This window comes from Corallococcus sp. BB11-1, assembly GCF_026626625.1.
In the GTDB taxonomy this organism is placed as follows: Bacteria; Myxococcota; Myxococcia; order Myxococcales; family Myxococcaceae; genus Corallococcus; species Corallococcus soli.
On sequence record NZ_JAPNJY010000025.1, the window covers coordinates 13,197 to 30,521 of the forward strand.

15 protein-coding genes and 1 pseudogene are annotated in these 17,325 nt (G+C 71.8%); 5 read left to right on the forward strand and 11 right to left on the reverse strand.

Translation table 11 applies throughout. The annotated features are described in order from the left end of the window. Positions 1-125: 125 nt before the first annotated feature. The 5 genes and pseudogenes from OV207_RS20005 to OV207_RS20025 form a co-directional block, all read right to left on the reverse strand. Positions 126-2,366, reverse strand: a complete 2,241-nt coding sequence (locus OV207_RS20005) for a D-alanine--D-alanine ligase family protein (RefSeq protein WP_267556727.1) — start codon at positions 2,364-2,366, stop codon at positions 126-128. Next, positions 2,351-2,969 (reverse strand): annotated as a pseudogene (locus OV207_RS20010) (RDD family protein). The gene OV207_RS20005 and the pseudogene OV207_RS20010 overlap by 16 nt, the downstream one beginning before the upstream one ends. Before the next feature lie 23 nt (positions 2,970-2,992). Further along, positions 2,993-3,529, reverse strand: coding sequence for a hypothetical protein (locus OV207_RS20015; protein WP_267556728.1), 537 nt, complete (start codon positions 3,527-3,529; stop codon positions 2,993-2,995). A gap of 75 nt (positions 3,530-3,604) precedes the next feature. Further along, a complete protein-coding gene (gene hemB, locus OV207_RS20020) occupies positions 3,605-4,573 on the reverse strand; it encodes a porphobilinogen synthase (protein ID WP_267556729.1) in 969 nt (322 codons plus the stop codon). 63 nt (positions 4,574-4,636) lie between these two features. After that, entirely contained in the window at positions 4,637-4,846 is a 210-nt protein-coding gene (locus tag OV207_RS20025) for a hypothetical protein (RefSeq protein ID WP_193348635.1), read from the reverse strand. 377 nt (positions 4,847-5,223) lie between these two features. Here OV207_RS20025 and OV207_RS20030 point away from each other — a divergent pair, with 377 nt between their 5' ends. Genes OV207_RS20030 through OV207_RS20040 form a run of 3 tightly spaced genes read left to right on the forward strand, consistent with a single transcriptional unit; the run spans position 5,224 to position 8,017 of the window. Beyond that, on the forward strand, positions 5,224-6,060 hold the full coding sequence (locus OV207_RS20030; protein WP_267556730.1) for an ABC transporter ATP-binding protein: 837 nt from the start codon (positions 5,224-5,226) through the stop codon (positions 6,058-6,060). Continuing rightward, positions 6,057-6,893 carry a hypothetical protein gene (locus OV207_RS20035; RefSeq protein WP_267556731.1) on the forward strand — a complete coding sequence of 279 codons (837 nt, stop codon included), beginning with the start codon at positions 6,057-6,059 and terminating at the stop codon, positions 6,891-6,893. Before OV207_RS20030 ends, OV207_RS20035 begins: the two co-directional genes overlap by 4 nt. 2 nt (positions 6,894-6,895) lie before the next feature. Further along, positions 6,896-8,017: a hypothetical protein gene (locus OV207_RS20040; protein WP_267556732.1), complete on the forward strand. Its 1,122-nt coding sequence runs from the start codon at positions 6,896-6,898 to the stop codon at positions 8,015-8,017. A gap of 25 nt (positions 8,018-8,042) precedes the next feature. On the opposite strand, the gene OV207_RS20045 is transcribed toward OV207_RS20040, so the two are convergent. The 4 genes from OV207_RS20045 to OV207_RS20060 form a co-directional block, all read right to left on the reverse strand. Then, positions 8,043-8,987, reverse strand: coding sequence for a DUF6268 family outer membrane beta-barrel protein (locus OV207_RS20045; protein ID WP_193348632.1), 945 nt, complete (start codon positions 8,985-8,987; stop codon positions 8,043-8,045). A gap of 163 nt (positions 8,988-9,150) precedes the next feature. Further along, positions 9,151-9,945, reverse strand: coding sequence for a tRNA1(Val) (adenine(37)-N6)-methyltransferase (locus OV207_RS20050; RefSeq protein ID WP_267556735.1), 795 nt, complete (start codon positions 9,943-9,945; stop codon positions 9,151-9,153). A gap of 7 nt (positions 9,946-9,952) precedes the next feature. After that, positions 9,953-11,098 (reverse strand): DUF1015 family protein, encoded by a 1,146-nt coding sequence (locus tag OV207_RS20055; protein ID WP_267556736.1) that lies wholly within the window; start codon positions 11,096-11,098, stop codon positions 9,953-9,955. A gap of 69 nt (positions 11,099-11,167) precedes the next feature. Further along, positions 11,168-12,475 (reverse strand): hypothetical protein, encoded by a 1,308-nt coding sequence (locus OV207_RS20060; protein ID WP_267556737.1) that lies wholly within the window; start codon positions 12,473-12,475, stop codon positions 11,168-11,170. 164 nt (positions 12,476-12,639) lie between these two features. Here OV207_RS20060 and OV207_RS20065 point away from each other — a divergent pair, with 164 nt between their 5' ends. Together OV207_RS20065 and OV207_RS20070 are read left to right on the forward strand one after the other, a co-directional pair. Then, entirely contained in the window at positions 12,640-14,115 is a 1,476-nt protein-coding gene (locus OV207_RS20065; RefSeq protein WP_267556738.1) for a deoxyribodipyrimidine photo-lyase, read from the forward strand. A 107-nt stretch (positions 14,116-14,222) separates the two neighbouring features. Then, entirely contained in the window at positions 14,223-14,546 is a 324-nt protein-coding gene (locus OV207_RS20070; RefSeq protein ID WP_267556740.1) for a polyhydroxyalkanoic acid system family protein, read from the forward strand. An 18-nt stretch (positions 14,547-14,564) separates the two neighbouring features. Here the strand turns inward: OV207_RS20070 and OV207_RS20075 are convergent, their stop codons facing one another. Together OV207_RS20075 and OV207_RS20080 are read right to left on the reverse strand one after the other, a co-directional pair. Then, positions 14,565-16,319 carry a CheR family methyltransferase gene (locus tag OV207_RS20075; RefSeq protein ID WP_267556846.1) on the reverse strand — a complete coding sequence of 585 codons (1,755 nt, stop codon included), beginning with the start codon at positions 16,317-16,319 and terminating at the stop codon, positions 14,565-14,567. Beyond that, positions 16,313-17,305 carry a chemotaxis protein CheB gene (locus OV207_RS20080; protein WP_267556847.1) on the reverse strand — a complete coding sequence of 331 codons (993 nt, stop codon included), beginning with the start codon at positions 17,303-17,305 and terminating at the stop codon, positions 16,313-16,315. Before OV207_RS20080 ends, OV207_RS20075 begins: the two co-directional genes overlap by 7 nt. Positions 17,306-17,325: the final 20 nt, after the last annotated feature.

Below are 17,325 nucleotides of genomic sequence, written 5' to 3' on the forward strand. Positions count from 1 at the left end.
TGCTGCGCATCACGCGAAGCCGGGCCGCGAGGTGCGCGTGCGCAGGCCCTCGACCAGGGTTGAGCCGGGCCGAGGGAAAGGCAGGGAGGGTTTGAGCCCCCTGCCCTCACCCTCGCATCAGCGGCTCAGGACTTCAGCTCCGGACGCCCTGGCTGGGGCTCACCGGGCGTCGTGCCGCCATTGCCATTCGGCTGGGGGGCGGCCGCGGCGGCGGCGGCTGTCGCGGCGGCCGCGGCGTTGGCCTGCGCGGTCTGCTCTTCGATGCGCTGGACCACCTTGTTGAGTGGTGGCGTGGGACCGGGCGGGTGCTCCGTCTGGGCCCGGCGCGCCTCGCGCTCCTTGTAGCGGCGGATGGCCGGCGCCATGATCTCGCCAATCAGCGTCCGGTAGTCCATGCCGGAGCCCTGCGCGATGAGCACCAGGTCGCTCCAGCCGGGCGTGAGGCCGGGCAGCGGGTTGCACTCGATGAAGTAGATGCGCCCCTTGTCATCCATGCGGAAGTCGATGCGCGCCACGTCGCGGCACCCCAGCGCCATGAACGAGTTGCGCGCCGCCGTGCGCAGCTTCTCCAGGAGCGACGGCTCCAGCTTCGCGGGCACGTCGTAGCGGATGCGATCCGTCCAATCCAGCTTGTGCTGGAAGCTGTAGACGGGGTTCTTCTCCGCCTTGTCCAGGAAGACGATCTCCATGGGCGGCAGCACGCGCGGGCGACGCTCGCCCAGCAGGCCCACCGTGAACTCACGGCCGCCGATGTACTCTTCAATCAGCGCGGGCTGCTGGTACTTGCCGGCGATCTCCTTCACCACGTCGCGCAGCTCCGTCTCGGAGTAGCAGACGCTCTTGGTGACGACGCCCTTGGAGCTGCCCTCCGCCACCGGCTTCACGATGAGCGGGAAGCTGGTGAACTCCTTGTTCAGCCGCTCCTTCCCCGTGACCATCAGCTGGAAGTTGGGCGTGAGGATGCCGGCCTGACGGACGATCTTCTTCGCCAGCGCCTTGTCCAGCGCCAGCGACAGCGTCGCCGGGTCGGAGCCGGTGTACGGGATGTCCAGCAGCTCCAGCATCGCGGGCACCTGGCTCTCGCGATTGCGTCCCTTGAAGCCCTCCGCGATGTTGAAGACGATGTCCAACGGCGTGCTGGAGAGCACCGTGGGCAGCTCCGCCGTGGCCTCCAGGTCGATGACCTCATGGCCCCACGACGCGATGGCCTCCCGGATGGCCTGGAGCGTGTTGGGCGAGTCGTACTCCGCCTCGCTGTCCTCCACCGCCTCCCCCGTGGCCGTGGCGCTGGGCTTCACGCGCTTCACGTTGAAGGCGAAGCCCACCCGCAGCGGCCCCGACTTGCGCGCGGGCTTGCCCTGGCGCCGCGAGGAGTCGCGGATCTTGTAGCGCTTGGCCGCGCTCTGGATGATGGAGTTGATGACCCCGTCCAGGTGCAGGCCCTCCAGCTCCGCCGCGGAGTAGATGCCCGCGCCCGGCTCCAGGCTGGGCAGCGCGTTGATCTCCAGGAAGTACGGCACGCCCGCGTCGGAGAGGCGGAAGTCCAGGCGCCCCAGGTCGCGGCAGTCCAGCACCTGGAAGATCTTCTGCGCCATCTTGCGCACGTCCTCCGCCATCTTCGGGGGGATGTCCGCCGGGGCGCGCACGCTGACGGCCTTCTCGCGCCGCGTCTTCAAGTCGTAGTCGTAGATGGCGTACTTGCGCCCGGCGGAGACCTCCGGGTCGATGACGTACTCCACCGGCGCGAGCACGCCGTCGTAGTCGTTGTCCACCGCGGCCAGGAACGGCACCGTGAGGTCGCGCCCGCGGATGTACTCCTCCACCAGCACGCCCGCCGGGTACTTCTCCAGCGCCCTGGCCACCTTCTCACGCACCTGCTCCAGCGTCTCCGCGACGGAGTCCTGGGTGATGCCCTTGGAGGAGCCTTCGAAGTTGGGCTTCACGATGACGGGGAAGTGCAGGTTCTCCGCCGTCAGCTCGCTGAGCTTCTCCACGTACTGCCAGCCCGGCGTGCGGATGCCGTGCTTGGAGAGGATGAGCTTGGTGAGCTGCTTGTCCAGCGTCAGCGCCAGCGCGTACGCGTCCGAGCCCGTGTACGCGAACCCCAGCTCGTCGAAGAGCGCGGGGTAGAACGCCTCGCGGAAGCGGCCCCGGCGGCCCTCGGCCGTGTTGAAGATGAGGTCGGGGCTGTAGGCCTCCAGGCGGGCCACGGTGCGCGACGCGGGACCGCTCACCTCGAAGCGCTCCAGGCGGTGCCCGAGTCGCTCGATGGCCCCCGCCAGCGTGTTCACCGTCTCCTGCGTGTCGAACTCCGCCTCTTCTTCCGTGTCCGACAGCCGCAGGTTGTACGTCAGCGCGATGCGCATGGCTTACTCCGTATCCCTTTCCTGAACGCCCCTGGCGCGGCGCACCTTCGCCGCGGACATCAACCGGCCCGGAGCGCGTGCCGCCGCCACCGGCGTGCGGGCAGCAACCGTCGCGCCCGCCACAACCTTCCCGTCCACCACCTGCGTCTGCGCCCAGGTGTCTCCCAGCCGCAGGCCCAGGGGATCGCGCAGCACCCGCCACGCCTCCACGCCGCCAATCACCACGAAGCCCGCCGCCGCGGCCACCAGGCCGTGCGGCGCGGGCATCATCCCCAGCAGCACCACCAGCGCGAGCGGCGCGTTGCGCAGCGTGCTGTCCCGGTGCCGCGCCGCGGACCGCGTGGGCAGGTGCATCACCTTCACGCCGAAGATGCGCTTGCCCACGCTCTGCCCCTGGAGCATCCCGTCCGCGAGCAGCAGGAACAGCAGCGCCACCACCGCGCCCGCCGCGCCGCACACGACGTAGAGCCCCCAGGCCGTCAGGCAGTCCACCACGCGCGCGCCCAGGCGCAGGAGCAGGGACGCCTTCGGGTACGGCGAGTCCGGCCCCGCGTCCTCCTGCACCAGCCGCAGCACCCGCCCGCCACCCCGGTCCGTGGCCATCAGGCTGCGTTCGGGAGCGGCGCTCACGCTTCCGGCTCCAGCGTGAGGCCCTCTTCGCGGGCTTCCGGTTCGTCCAGCCCCGCCAGCCGCGCCAGCCGCTCGTGCGCGGACAGCGGGTGGACGAAGGGCACCACCGTCTGGGATTGCTCGTCGGCGTGGCTTCCGTATTCGGCCGCGAGCCGCGCGGTGGGGCTGCCCGTTTCGGACAACCGCTGCAGCCGCTCGCGCGCGCCGGCCTCGTCGTGCTGCGCGGCCTCGCCTTCCCGTGTGAAGAAGACGAACGCCATGGCCGGACGCTTGGAGGATTCGCGCATCGCGAACTGCACGCCGTCCAGGTTCCAGCCCTTGGAGGTCCACTCGTTCAAGGTGCGCTCCAGCGCGCCCTCGTCCACCGTGGACAGCTCCACCACTTTGTACTGCAACGGGCCGGGCTCACGCACCACGGGGGCGCGGCCACGGCCGGGGCGCTTGCCCGCGCGCGCACCCTTGCGGGTGGCGGGGGCGCGTCGAGGCGGAGGCTTCGCGGTTCTGCGTCCGGGCCGCTTCTTCTGGGTGGGCATCGTGTGGGAACCATTTGGGCGCAAGCGGCGGAGCCAATCAAGCCCTCCGCCGCGCGGGCGCGCCCGGGGTGTTGCCTAGAGGAGTTTGGCCGCTTCCAGGGCGTGGTAGGTGATGACCAGGTCGGCCCCGGCGCGCTTGATGGATGTGAGGACCTCCAACATCACGCGCTCGTAGTCCAGCCACCCGTTCTGGCCGGCGGCCTTGAGCATCGCGTACTCGCCGGAGACGTTGTACGCGGCGAGCGGGAGGTCGAAGTTCTCGCGCAGCGCGCGGATGACGTCCAGGTACGACAGGGCGGGCTTCACCATGATGAAGTCGGCGCCCTCCTCCACGTCCAGCGCCGTCTCGCGGAGGGCCTCGCGCACGTTGCCCGGGTCCATCTGGTAGCCGCGCCGGTCGCCGAACTTCATCGTGCTCTGCGCGGCCTCCCGGAAGGGGCCATAGAAGCCGGAGGCGTACTTGGCCGAGTACGCCATGATGGGCGTGTCGGTGAGCTTCACCTCGTCCAGCGCCTTGCGGATGGCGCCGATGCGGCCGTCCATCATGTCCGACGGGGCGACGATGTCCGCGCCCGCCTGCGCGCAGGTGACGGCCATCTGCGCGAGCAGGGGCAGCGTGGCGTCATTGGCCACGTGCTGACCGTCCAGCACGCCGCAGTGGCCGTGGTCGGTGTATTCGCACAGGCACACGTCCGCGATGACCTGGAGCTCCGGCACCGCCGCCTTGATCTCCCGGATGGCGCGCTGGACGATGCCGTCGCGCGCGTAGGCCTGCGTGCCTTCCGCGTCCTTGTGGTCCGGGATGCCGAAGAGGATGACGGACGGCACGCCCAGGGACTTCGCGAGCTTCGCCTCCTGGACGGCGTGCTCCACCGACAGGTTGAAGACGCCCGGCATGGAGGACACGGGGCGGCGGATGTCCCGGCCTTCGACGACGAACAGCGGGTAGATGAAGTCCGTGGGCGAGAGACGCGTCTCTCGGACCATGTCACGGAGGGCCGCGGAGCGGCGCAGCCGGCGGGGGCGGTGGACGGGGTGGGCCATGGGTCGCCGGTATAAACCGCCCGGCCCCGCGCTTCACCCCTTCCGCGCGCCGCACCTGCCTGCTCAGCCGGCGACGGGGCGCCAGCTCAGCTGCTGGCGGCGGCTGTCGCGCGCCATGCGGTCGGCCCGCCGGTGGGCCAGGTCCGCCTCATAGAGCGCCCGGGCATAGCGAACCCGCGCCGCCTCGGTCCCGCTCGCCAGCTCCCGCTCCGCCGCCTCCAGTTCGCGACGCGCGTCCTGAAGCTGCTGCTCGGCCCCGTTTGCCCACGTCATGCCCGTGTCTCCTGCCTGTGTCGCGTGAGTACCGCGTGTCCCTGCTGGCATTGCAGGGGCCGGACCAGCGGCACCGTTGGAGCTCCCAGAAACGCAATGCCCCGAAACGACGGGGTGTCGCGACGCGCCACGGCCCGCGAGGGTGCGCAAAGCCCTTCCCATGGCGCGAATGCAGGAACGCGGGGGGATGGAAAGTTTCAGGCCCGCTCGCCCCTCCCCAAAGTGCGGTGCCGCTCCGGAGTCGAGGCAATCGTCGCCCGCGTGGGTCGTCTACAGTCGCGACCGTGACAACTCCTCCTCCCGCCCTTGAAGTGCAGGGCCTGCGAAAAACCTATCACCGGGCGTTCGGCCGGGGCGGCCATGAGGCCCTCAGGGGCATGGACCTGCTCGTCCCGGCGGGCAGCGCGTTCGGGCTCATCGGGCCCAACGGCGCGGGCAAGACGACCTTCATCAAGAGCGTGCTCGGCATCGTGCGGCCCACCGCGGGCACGGTGCGCGTGCTGGGCGGCTCCCCGGAGGATCCCGCCATCCGCGCGCGCATCGGCTACCTGCCGGAGCGGCTGCACCTGCCGGGCACCTGGAAGTCCCCCGCGTTCCTGGCCACCGTGGCCCGGCTCAAGGGGCTGAAGCCGGAGCCCGCGGCGCTGCTGCGGCTGCTGGAGCGCGTGGGGCTTTCGGACGCGGTGGACCGCCGCATTGGCGGCTACTCCAAGGGCATGCGGCAGCGGCTGGGGCTGGCGGCGGCGCTCCTGGGGGACCCGGCGCTGCTGGTGCTGGACGAGCCCACGGACGGCATCGATCCCATGGGCCGGCTGGAGGTGCGCCGCATCCTCCAGGAGGAGGTGCGCCGGGGCGTGACGCTGTTCCTCAACTCGCACCTGCTGGCGGAGACCGAGCGGGTGTGTGACAGGGTGGCCATCCTCGCGGACGGGCGCGTGCTGCGCGAGGGCCGGCTGGAGGACCTGGGGCGCGGCGGTGCGCGGTGGCGCGTGCGCTTCGCGCCTGGCGCGGAGGCCTCCGCGCTGACGGCCGCGGGCTTCACGCCTTCAACGGAAGGGATGCACGTGGTGGACGCGGCGGACGTGACGGTGCTCAACGCGGCGTTGGACAAGGCGCGCGCGTCCGGGGCGCTGCTGATGGAGCTGCGGCGCGAGGGCGCGGACCTGGAGGCGGTGTTGCTGGGCGCGGTGGGCGGCCCGGGGGTGGCGGCATGAATCCGGTCTTCGTCATCGCGGGGTACGTGCTGCGCGAGGCGGCGTCGCGCAAGTTCATCATGGCGTTCATGGTGGGGCTCACCCTGGTGCTGGCCACGGTGGCGCTCAGCCTCAAGCTGGAGGTGGTGGACGGGGCGCTCGCGGCGTCGCGGCTCTTCGGCGCGGAGGTGCGCTCCCACATCATGTCCGTGGACGTGGCGCTGCGGCCCATCTTCCGCGCGGCGACCTACCTGGTGTTCTACGGCGGCATCCTCTTCGGCATCGTGGCGTGTTCGGACTTCGCCCCGGGCCTGCTGTCGCCCGGGCGCATCGAGCACCTGCTCGCCCTCCCCCTCCAGCGCTGGCACCTGCTGGCGGGCACCTTCCTGGGCGTGATGACGCTGGCGGTGGGCGGCACGGTGTACGCGTCGGGAGGCCTCACGCTCATCTTCGGGGTGAAGACGGGGTACTGGACGACGGGGCCGCTGGTGGCCGGGGGCCTGGCGTGCGTGGGGTTCGCGGCGGTGTACGCGGTGATGCTCACCACGGCGACGCTGGTGCGCAGCGCGGCCCTGTGCTCCGCGGCGGGCTTCGTGCTGCTGGTGGGCGGCATCCTGGCGGGGTTCCGCGCGGACGTGTCGCGCTACCTGGAGGCCGGGGTGGGCCGCGCGTCGTTCGACGCGGTGACGCTGGTGCTGCCCCGGCTGTCGGCGCTGGCCGTGGGGGCGGCGGACCTCGCGAGCAGCACGCCGCTCCAGCAGGGTTCGCTGGGGATGTTGCTGGGCGGGGTGATGGTGTTCGGCCTGGGAGCGCTCGCGGTGGGCTTCTGGCACTTCGAAGGAAAGGATTACTGAGCATGGATTCGCGCAGGCGCAGGTGGGTGTGGCTGGGCGGGGCCCTGCTGCTGTTCGCGGTGGCCGCGGTGATGATGTTCACGGGCCAGGGGGATGAGCTCAGCGCTCCTGCCCCGGAGGTGAAGTTCCCCTCGCGCATGAGCGGCACGGACTTCGCGCGCGCGGAGAAGCGCCGCACCTGGGTGATGCCCGCGCCGGACGCGGGCGTGGCGCAGGCGCCCGCGAAGCCGCGCGATCCGCTGCTCGCGGCGCTGCCGCGTGGCCCGGGGCGCACGGCGGTGGTCTTCGAGGCCAACGCCCTGCGGCACTCGCCGCTGGGGGAGCTGCTGATGGCCTGCCTGATGCGCGACGGCGGCAAGAACCTGGAGCAGTTCAAGGCGATGAGCGGCGTGGATCCGTTCCAGGACCTGGACCGGGTGGTCATCACCGACGAGGGGCTCATCCTCTCCGGCGACTTCAGCAAGGCGCACTACCAGGAGCTGCTGGGCGAGCGCGTGTCGTCGGACCATGGGCCGGGCGCGCGCGTGTACGAGCCGGGCGACATGGCCATGGCCCTGCCGGACGGCGGCACGCGGCGGGGGCGCATGGACAACGCGGTGGGCACCTGGAACGACCGGATGCTGGTGGTGGGCAGCTCACCGGACGAGGTGAAGACGGTGTTGGATCGCATGGACGGGCGCGGGACGGAGGAAGGGCCGCCGCTCATCGACGAGAACAGCACCTACGGGGAGATGTACGGGGTGCTCGCGGTGCAGCAGCTGGCGAAGCTGCTGGGGCCGGATCAGCAGGAGCTGGCGCGGCGGCTGGTGGACGTGGCGCAGAACGTGGAGCTGCACCTGGACACGAGCGGCGATGTGGCCATGGTGGCCAACGTGCGCGGCATGGACGCGGAGAAGATGACCGACCTGGGCAAGTCGCTGGGCGGCGCGCTGTCCATGGCGCGGATGAAGGCCCAGTCCGAGGGCAAGACGGACCTGGCGCAGATGCTGGACTTCGCGAAGGTGCGGCCGGACGGCACGTCCTTCAAGCTGGAGCTGGCGGTGCCGCTGGAGGCCATCCAGCAGCAGCTCGCCTGGTGCCGCGAGGAGCGCAAGACGGCGGAGGCCCCGCCGCCCACGCCGTAGCGCGGCCGCGGTCCCCTGCTGGCCATCAGCGCGTCGCGCGCGCCTTCGGACGGCCGAGCGGGGGGCGCCAGCCGAGCACCACCCGGGCATAGGGGGCGGGCCCTGCCCCAAGCCCGGGGAGGTTCAGGTTGTCGCGCTGGCGGTCCAGCAGCGCGAAGTCGTTGATCAGCGTCAGGCCCACCGCGGTGCTCAGCCACACGTCCTGGCCCAGGTGGACGTTGACGGTGGGCGCGACGCGGATGAGCGTCTCGCGCAGGTAGAACGCGCCCGGAATCCGGGCCTCCGGCTCAAAGCGGGTGCGGAGCACCTGCTGCTCGAAGCCGGCCACGAGCCCCAGCTCCACGGTGTCACCCAGCTTGTGCAGCAGGGTGCTCCTGGGCAGGCCCACCTCCAGGATCCAGGGGCCCCGGCGGTAGTTCACGCTGGCCATGGGCAGCACGGGGAGCAGGTCGAAGGGCCACAGCGCCACCACGCCGAACGTCACCGAGAAGCCGGGCTCCACCCCCAACTGATGGTTGACCATGGCGAAGGCCACCCACGAGGTGTCCAGGGCCAGGTCGAAGGAGGACCGGAAGTCCGTGCGGGTGCTGCCCATGACGCCGGCGATGACCATCCAGCGAGGCACGATGGGACGGACGAGCGTCAGCCCCAACTGGATGCGGTGGTAGCGCCGCCCCAGCTCGTCGTCGCCCTCCCCGGAGAGGCCCGGAGGCGGCACCTGCGCGCCCAGCCACTTCAGCTCGTAGCCCAGCGAGGGCAACAGGTACGTGCGGCCCAGGACGATGGGCGGCAGCGGAACGCGCAGGTCCAGTTGCCGCCGCGTGTCCACCCGGGTCCGGCCGGCATCCAGCGTGCCGCCCCCGGCGACGCCGTACCCCACATAGAGCCGGTCCGCCTGCGTCTGGGCCAGGGCCGGGGCGACGAAGAGCACCAGCGCAAGCGTCACCCAACGGTGGATGTCCACGCGCATCACAGCCTGCTTTCGGAAGAGCCACCGGGCTCCCGGTCCAAGCCCGGGGCGGGACTCTACGCCGGAACCGTCAGGACGAGAGGCGCGGAACACGCCAGGGCCAGCGCATTCCGGCCATCACGACTCCGGGCCGCGTCGCTGAGCCATGTCTGTCATTTTCCGCTCAGCCCACCATCGCGCTGACTTCATCGGTGAAAGCGTGTTCGTCCTCGGAGTGGACGACGAGCGAGGGCAGCACCGTGAGGTCCGCCCTGCCGCCCTTCACCGCGTGCAGCAGCACCAGCTTCGCGGGCCGGTCCGCGCGCGGATGCACCATGCGCACCGTGCGCGGCTCCAGTTGCACCGTGCGCAGCACCGACACGAGTTCCCCGAAGCGCGACGCCGGATACACCATGCACAGCCCGCCCCGGGGCACCAGCAGGTAGGCCGCCGCCCGCACCACGTCCGGCAGCTCGCAGGCCAGCTCGTGCCGCGCCAGCGCCTTCTCCAGCGACAGGTTGCGCTGGCCCGCCGTGCGCGCGCGGTACGGCGGATTGCACAGCACGTGGCCGAAGCTGCTCGCGGGGAACATCTCCTCCGCCCGCCGCAGGTCGCCCTGCACCAGCGTCACGGCGCCCTCGCTGCGGTTGAGGTACACGTTGCGCTCGGCCAGGGAGAACAGCCCCGGCTGCAGCTCCAGCGCGGTGATGTCCGTGCGCCCCAGCCGCCGCGCCAGCACCAGCGGGATGATGCCGCACCCGGTGCCCAGGTCCACCAGCCTCCCCCGGTGCGCGCCCGCCTCGAAGACGGCGAAGTGCGCCAGCAGCACGGGGTCCAACGTGAAGCGGTAGCCCGCCCTGCGCTGGAGCACCTGCACCTCGCCCCCGCAGATGGCGTCCAGCGTCTCCCCGGGGCCCGCCTGCAACTCCAGCCGTACGCGCCGGGGCCAGTCCTGCGGGGTTCCGGTCAGCGCCCGCACGGGAGCGTCAGGCTTCCGGATCCAGGAAGAGCAGGCCCGCGGGCACGCGCGGCTCCACGCGCAGGGTGCGCGGCGGCAGCGTGGCCTGGGCCTCCATCACCGCGCGCACCTCCCACACGGGCGGCGGGTTGAGCGCGAAGCCCGCCTGGAACATGCCGGACTCCACGCCCTGCACCAGCGCCTCCAGGCCGTGCACCGGGTACACCTGGGGGTGCCCGGAGGCCTCCGGCTCCTGGATGCCCAGCACCGTGCGCAGCACCAGCGCGTTGAGCAGCGCCAGGTCCAGGCTCCGCAGCGTGGGGCTGCGCGGCGCGCCCTTCAGGTGCGCCAGGTCCAGGCCCTGCCGGAAGCGGAGGATCTTCCCCCGCCCTCCCGGCAGCACCAGCAGCACCGCGTGCTGACCGGGCACCAGCGTCGCCAGCCGCTCGCGCGCCGTCGCCATGCCCTGCGCGGTGGTGAGGGGCGCGTCCAGGTCCGTCACGCGCGCATAGGCCGCCACCAGCGTGAGGAAGGTGTCCTCCTGGAACGTCGTCACGCCCTTGAGGGCCCGGTGGATGGGGCACAGCTCCAGGCCCGGCTCGGACAGGGGCACCACCGCCGCCAGCGTCTGATGCTGCTCGCTCAGGGCCGCCAGGGGCCGCATGGGCGCTTCGTCCAGCACCGCCTGCAGGCGCTTGGACACCGGCGACGGTTCAATGCGCAGCAGCGTCACCGGCGCGCCGTCGTATTCGCCCTTCCAGACGGAGATGCCGCGCTCGGCGGCCTCGGCCAGCAGGGCGCGCAGGGCGCCGTGGTCATCCGCCACCAGCGTGACGGCGGGCTCCACCTCCCAGGCGCGCGGACGGTACGGGTCATGCTCCAGCGGCGGCACCGCGTCCGGCGTCAGCGCGCACAACAGGTAGCGCAGCGGCGGTCCGGAGAACTTGCCCGCGGGCCCATGCAGCTCCACGACGTAGAGCGCGGGGCGGGTGTCCTTCAGCAGCGTGCCCGCGTCCCGCATGCGGCGCAGCTCCGCGCTGGGGTTGGCCGCCTCCAGCAGGGGCCGCACGTGGGACGGACACGGGGCCGCGTTACCGCGGGAAGGACCGTCGCCGGGCTCCAGGGAGCGATCCAGCGAAGCCAGGAGGGCCGTGAAGGGTAGGACGCGCGCCATAGATGGTGGGAAGGTGATGCCGCCCTTCCCTCCGTGCCATGACGCCCGCCCGCCCGCCCTCCGGCCCGTCTACCACCAGACGTTCTTGTACGGCCGGTCCTTGGAGGAATGCCCGCGTCGCACCGTCGCGGAGCGGTCCACGCTCTCCTCCCACAGCAGGCTCACCGTGGCGATGGCGCCCGCGGAGCCCAGGAAGGACAGCACGTAGGGGGTGGACTGGTTGAAGCCGCCCAGCACCAGCCCGGAGATGAGCAGCACCGCCGCGCCCACGCCGCCGCCGAAGAGGTCCGCGCGCAGGATTTGGGACGGCGTCGGGTTGTAGCGCATGGTCGCCAGCGCCAGCACCCCCGCGCCCACGCCCGGGGCGATGAGCAGCATGTCCTTCCACGTCTTGCCGGAGATGGACGTGCCGGAGAAGTGGACGATGGCGAGCAGCAGCGCGCTGTACGCCGCCGCCCAGCCCGCGCCGGAGGCCACCAGCAGGCCGTCGTTGAGGGGAAGCTGTCCCCCGCCGATGCCCGCCGTCAGCCACGCGCCCAGCTCCGCGCCCAGGAACGCGGACCACGTCAGCACGCCCGGATCCTGGGTGATGAGGTCCATGAAGCCCGCGAAGAACATGGAGCCCACCAGCGAGTTGCCCACGCTGAAGTTCGCCATGGGCTCATCCACCCAGTTGTTGAACTGCCACCACGCGGACGCGCCGAAGCCCAGGCCCGCGCCGATGAGCGTGCCCGCGAGCATCGCCTCACGCGAGCTGCGGTCGAAGCCGAAGTCCTTCGAGAACGCCTGGGTGAAGAAGCCGCCCAGCGCGCCCATCGTCGTGTGGTGCACCACGAACTTCATGCTGCCGGGGCCGGAGAGGAAGGGGCCCCGGCGCCGCTGGCCATCCAGCCACACGCCGTTGTCCGCCGGCGGAGGACGGACGTAGGAAGCCGCGTTCGCGGTGTCCGACGTGGACTCCTGGCGCACGCCCGAAGGGCCCTCCGTCAGCGGGGCCTGCGGCTCGGTGCGCAGGCGGTCCGGCTCCGGCGGGAGCACCGGCGCGTCGTCCGGGGGAGGGTTCGCGTCCTCCGGGTTCGCCGGCCAGGCGGACTGCGGCTGCGCGTAGCCCCCGTTGGGCGGGGCCGACTGGGACGGAGGCGCGGACTGCGGCTGCGCGTAGCCGTCCGACGGGGCGGCCTGCGACGGCGGATACGCGTCACTGGACGGAGGCGTCTCCTGCGGCGGGGCCGCGTACATCCCCGGCGCGGGCGGGGGCGGCGGCTGGGGCGCCGGGTACACCGACGTGCCGCCCGCCTGCGCCAGGGCGAGGCCCGGCAGCATCAGCGCGACAGCGAGGACGGTGACAGGGAGGTTCCAGGTTCGACGGTGTGCCACGCAGGGGGCTCCTTGGGTCCGGCCGGCCGGCAGAAAACCACAACCCGTGCACGGGTGTTGGTTTTCCGCCGCGTCCGAAACATTCGCGCGGACGTGAGGTCCACCGGACAACGCCGTGAAACTCCCACCGCGACGCGCGCGAGGATGCGGCATCTTCACGGCCCATGCCCGAAGGCATCTCGTGGTCCGAACTCGCGGTCGACTCCGCGCGCATCCAGGTCGTGAAGGAGGTCCCCTTCCCCTCCGGCCAGCGCGACTTCGTCCTCTACTGGTGCATGGTGAACCACCGGTGGGAGGAGAACCACGCGCTGGATGTCGCCATCGCGCTGGGCAACCACCTGGGCCTGCCCGTCGTCGTGTATCAGGCCCTGCGCCCTGACTACCCCTACGCGTCGGACCGGCTCCACGCGTGGGCGCTGGAGGGCATGGCGGACATGGCGAAGGGCTGCGCGGCGCGCGGACTGCCGTACTGGCTGGAGCTGCCGCGCACGACGAAGGAGCACGTGCCCCGGCTCGCGAAGCTGGGCCGGCGCGCGGCGGCCGTCGTGTCGGACCTGTTCCCCACGTTCATCATCCCGGGCCACCTGCGCGGCGCGGCGAAGGCGCTCCAGGTGCCGCTCATCGCGGTGGACGCGTCCTGCGTGGTGCCCATGCAGCGCATCCCCGCGCCCCAGGTGGGCGCGTACGCGCTGCGCCCCAAGCTGCGCAAGCTGTGGCCGGAGTACCTGGAGCGCACCCTGCCCCGGCGCAAGGCGCGGGCCCCGGGCGCGGACCTCCAGCCGGACTTCGCCGTCGCGGACGCGGTGAAGGCCCGGGCCGCGCTGCACACGTTCGCGGTGGATCACTCCGTGAAACCCCTGGACGAGCGCGGGGGCCGCAAGGCGGGCCTCAAGGCCCTGGGCGCGTTCCTGGAGGAGCGGCTGGAGGGCTACGAGGAGGGCCGCAATGATCCGGGCCTGGGCCAGCAGTCCAACCTGTCGCCCTACTGGCACTGGGGGAACCTCTTCCCGGGCGAGGCGGCCCGGGCGGCCATCGCGGCGAAGGGCAAGGACCACCCGGCCGTGCAGTCGTTCCTGGAGGAGCTGCTCGTGCGCCGCGAGCTGGGCTTCAACTACTGCCTCCACACGCCCGGCCCCCGGCAGCTCACCGTGGCCTCCCTGCCCCCCTGGGCGCGCGAGACGCTGTCGCGCCACGAGAAGGACCCGCGCCCGCACCTGTACTCCTACGAGGAGCTGGAGCAGGGCCGCACGCAGGACGCGCTCTGGAACGCGTCCCAGAAGGAGCTGCGCGAGCGCGGCCGGATCCACAACTACCTGCGCATGCTCTGGGGGAAGAAGATCCTCGAATGGAGCGCCACGCCGCAGGAGGCCCTGGACCGCATCCACCGGCTCAATGACACCTACGCGGTGGACGGCCGCGACCCGGCGAGCGTGTCCAACTTCATGTGGATATTGGGCCTGCACGACCGGCCCTTCCAGGAGCGCGCGGTGATTGGAAAGGTGCGGCCCATGAGCTCACCGCGCACGGCGCAGAAGTTCGACCTGGGCCCCTACCTGGCGCGCTGGGGCGAACCGGCGCCTGAGGAGCCGGAGCCCGTCCCCGGGAAGCCGCGCCGCCCCCGGAGCAAGGCTGCCCGGTAGGCCTGCGGTGGACATCCCCGCCGGCAAACACAACACGGCGGTTCCCTTTCTGGCCCGGTGTCACTAAACCGCTTGGACCAGCCACCTTCCGAACAGGAGTCACCGCCATGGGCATGTTGAAATTCGAGGTCCCCCACAACCTTCCCAAGGACGAGGTCAAGAAGCGCGTGGAGCAGCTCCTCAGCTACTGGGGCACCAAGTACGGCGTGAAGTCCGACTGGACGGGCGACGAGGGCGCGAAGCTCGCCGGCAAGGTCATGGGCATCAACCTGGACGCCAGCTTCGTCATCACCGACAAGACGGTGACGGGCGAAGGCACCGACCCCGGCATGCTGCTGCGCGGTCAGGCCAAGACGTACCTGCAGAAGAAGTTCGGCGCCGTGCTGGATCCGTCCAAGAGCCTGGATCAGGTCAAGGGCAACCTGGACTGAGCGTCGCGGCCGGGCCTCTCAGCCCGGCTGCTCCTCCAGCGCGGCCAGCGCATAGCGGGCCGCGCGGGAGATGGCCTCCGCGGAGTCGAGCATCTCCGGGTAGTGCCCCGCCAGCGGGCGCTGCGGGTGCTTGAGCTGCGCGACGGCGTTGCGGTAGCTGCGCCGGGCCGCGTCGAAGTCCTGGGTGCGCTCCTGCACCTGCGCGAGCAGGTAGTGGCCGATGGCCAGCGTGGGCTCCAGGAAGAGCGCCTTGGCCAGCTCCGCGCGCGCCTCCGCCAGGCTCCCCGCCTGCATCGCCGCCACGCCTCCGAAGATGCGCGCCTCCACGCAGAGCGGCTCGCGCTGGAGCGCCTGCGCGAAGGTGTCGCGCGCGTTGGCGCTGCGGCCGGTGAGCGAATACAGGTTGCCCAGCGTCAGGAGCGCGTCCAGGTCGCTGGGCTCGTCCACCAGCAGCCGCTCCACGCCCGCGATGGCGCCGGGGAAGTCCCCCGCCGTCATCTTGCGCACCGCCATGTTGAGGCGCTCCGCGGGCGGCAGCAGCTGCGGCCAGGAGCCGCTCGGACGCGTGGGGGCGCCGTCCGGCGAGGGGCGGGCCGGCGGGGAGTCCAGGCGCACCACCGGGAACGCGCCGGAGAGGCGATCCGCCACGGCGCGCGCCGGGGCGGGCGTCGTGCGCGGAGGCTCCGCCCGGACGGCCGGGAACTCGCCGGTGCGCCGCCCGGTCAGGTTGCCCATGGCGGGCAGCTCCGTGGTGAGCCGGCGCGGGGCCTCCGTCGCGCGGGAGGCGAGCGTGTCCGCGCCGCTGGAGGCGCGCAGCTTCGCGGCGGTGTCCGCGGTGGCCTGGAGTCGCTGGCGCAGGCCCACCGCGAAGGACTCCGGGCTGCCGGGGCGCAGCGGCGGATCCGACGGGCTGGACACGCGGGGCGGCGGCGGCCGGGGATGCTCCCCCAGGGGCCGGCGGCACACGAACGCGCCGTCCACTTCGATCATCTCGAAGCGATCATAGACCTTGAACAGGCTCTCCGAGTACCCCAGGAACAAGAGCCCGCCCGGGCGCAGCGCGGCGAGGAAGCGGTCCATCAACCCGCGGATGGTGGGCAGGTCGAAGTAGATGATGACGTTGCGGCACAGGATGAGATCCAACGACCCGGGCGTCACCTTGTCGAACACCGGCGCGGCCAGGTTCTGTCCGTCGAAGCGGATGTACTCGCGCAGCACGGGTGACGCCTCGTACCCGTCCTCCACCGGCTTGAAGAAGCGCGACAGGCGCTCCGGGCCCATGGCCAGCGCCCGCCGGTTGGAGAAGCGCCCCTGCCGCGCGGCCTCCACCGCGGCCAGGTTCAGGTCGGTGGCCCACAGGTCCACCTCCACCGCGAGCGCCCCCAATTCCGCCATCACCAGCGCCAGGCTGTAGGGCTCTTCCCCCGTGGCGCAGCCCGCGGACCAGATGGTCACCTTGCGCATCTCGCGCCGCGCCCGCGCCAGCAGCTCCGGCAGCACGCTGTGCTCCAGCGCGCGGAACTGCTTCGCGTCGCGGAAGAACTCCGTGTGCCCCACCGTCACCAGCGGCAGCAGCGCCCGCAGCTCCTCCTCGCCGTGGGTGCTCATCAGCCGCTGCATGTACTTGTCCGGGTCGCTCAGCCCCAACACGGGCATGCGCGTGGACAGCGCCAGACGCAGGCTGTGGTAGCCGTCCAGGGTGATCTTCAGCCCCGCGCGCTCCAGCAGGAGCGCGGCGAGCTGCTGGAGGACCTTGTTGCCCACGCTCAGCACGCGTCCACCCACTGCACCAACGTTGGCCCGATGAGCTCCAGCGACAGCACCTTCTGCGCCGCGCCCAGCAGCACCGCCTCGCGCGGCATGCCGTAGACGACGCACGACGCCTCGTCCTGCGCGATGGTGCGTCCGCCCCGCTCGCGAATCTCCTTCAGCCCCCTGGCGCCGTCGCGGCCCATGCCCGTCAGGATGACGCCAATGCAGCGCCGACCGAAAGCCTCCCCCGCCGAAGTGAGCAGCATGTCACACGATGGGCGGAAGCCCCGCAGGGCAGGTCCCGAGTCCAGTTCCAGACGGCCATCCGACTTGACCAGCAGATGCCCTCCCGATGGCGCGATGTACACCGTGCCTGGCTCCATCCCCGCGTCATGCGTCGCCTCGACGACGCGCAGCGCTGTCTCCGTGGACAGCCAGTGCGCCAGCCCCTCCGTGAAGCCCTGGCTGATGTGCTGACAGTAGGCGATGGGCGCCGGGAAACCGCGCGGAATCATCCGCAGCACCTGCGCCACCGCCTTGGGGCCGCCCAGCGACGCGGCCAGCGCCACCAGGGGGAACGGCGCCGTCGGCCCCTCCTGGGGCTTCTTGCGCACCGAAGGCGACGAGCGCACGCCCTTCACCTGGGCCAGCATGACCAGCTTGCGGCCCACCGCGGCCCAGAATTCCTGGGTGGGGCTCATGGGCCGGTCCATCACGTCCAGCGCCCCCAGGGCCAGGGCCTGGAACGCCTGCTGTCCGGTGAGCACCCCCGGGTGCAGCGCGAGGATGGGCACCGGCCGCTCCGCCATGATGCGCTCGATGGCGCCCAGGGACTGGGACGAGGACAGGTCCATCAGGACGACGTCCGGGAAGTGGCGCCGGACGACGTCCTCGGCGTTCGCGAAGTCCGCTTCGGGCGGGCCCACGGCCACCAGGGACTCCCCGTCGAAGAGGCCGCGCACCAACGAGCGCAGGCCCCGCCCCACCAGGAGCACCCGGAACGCCATTCCCATCACCGCCGTGCCGC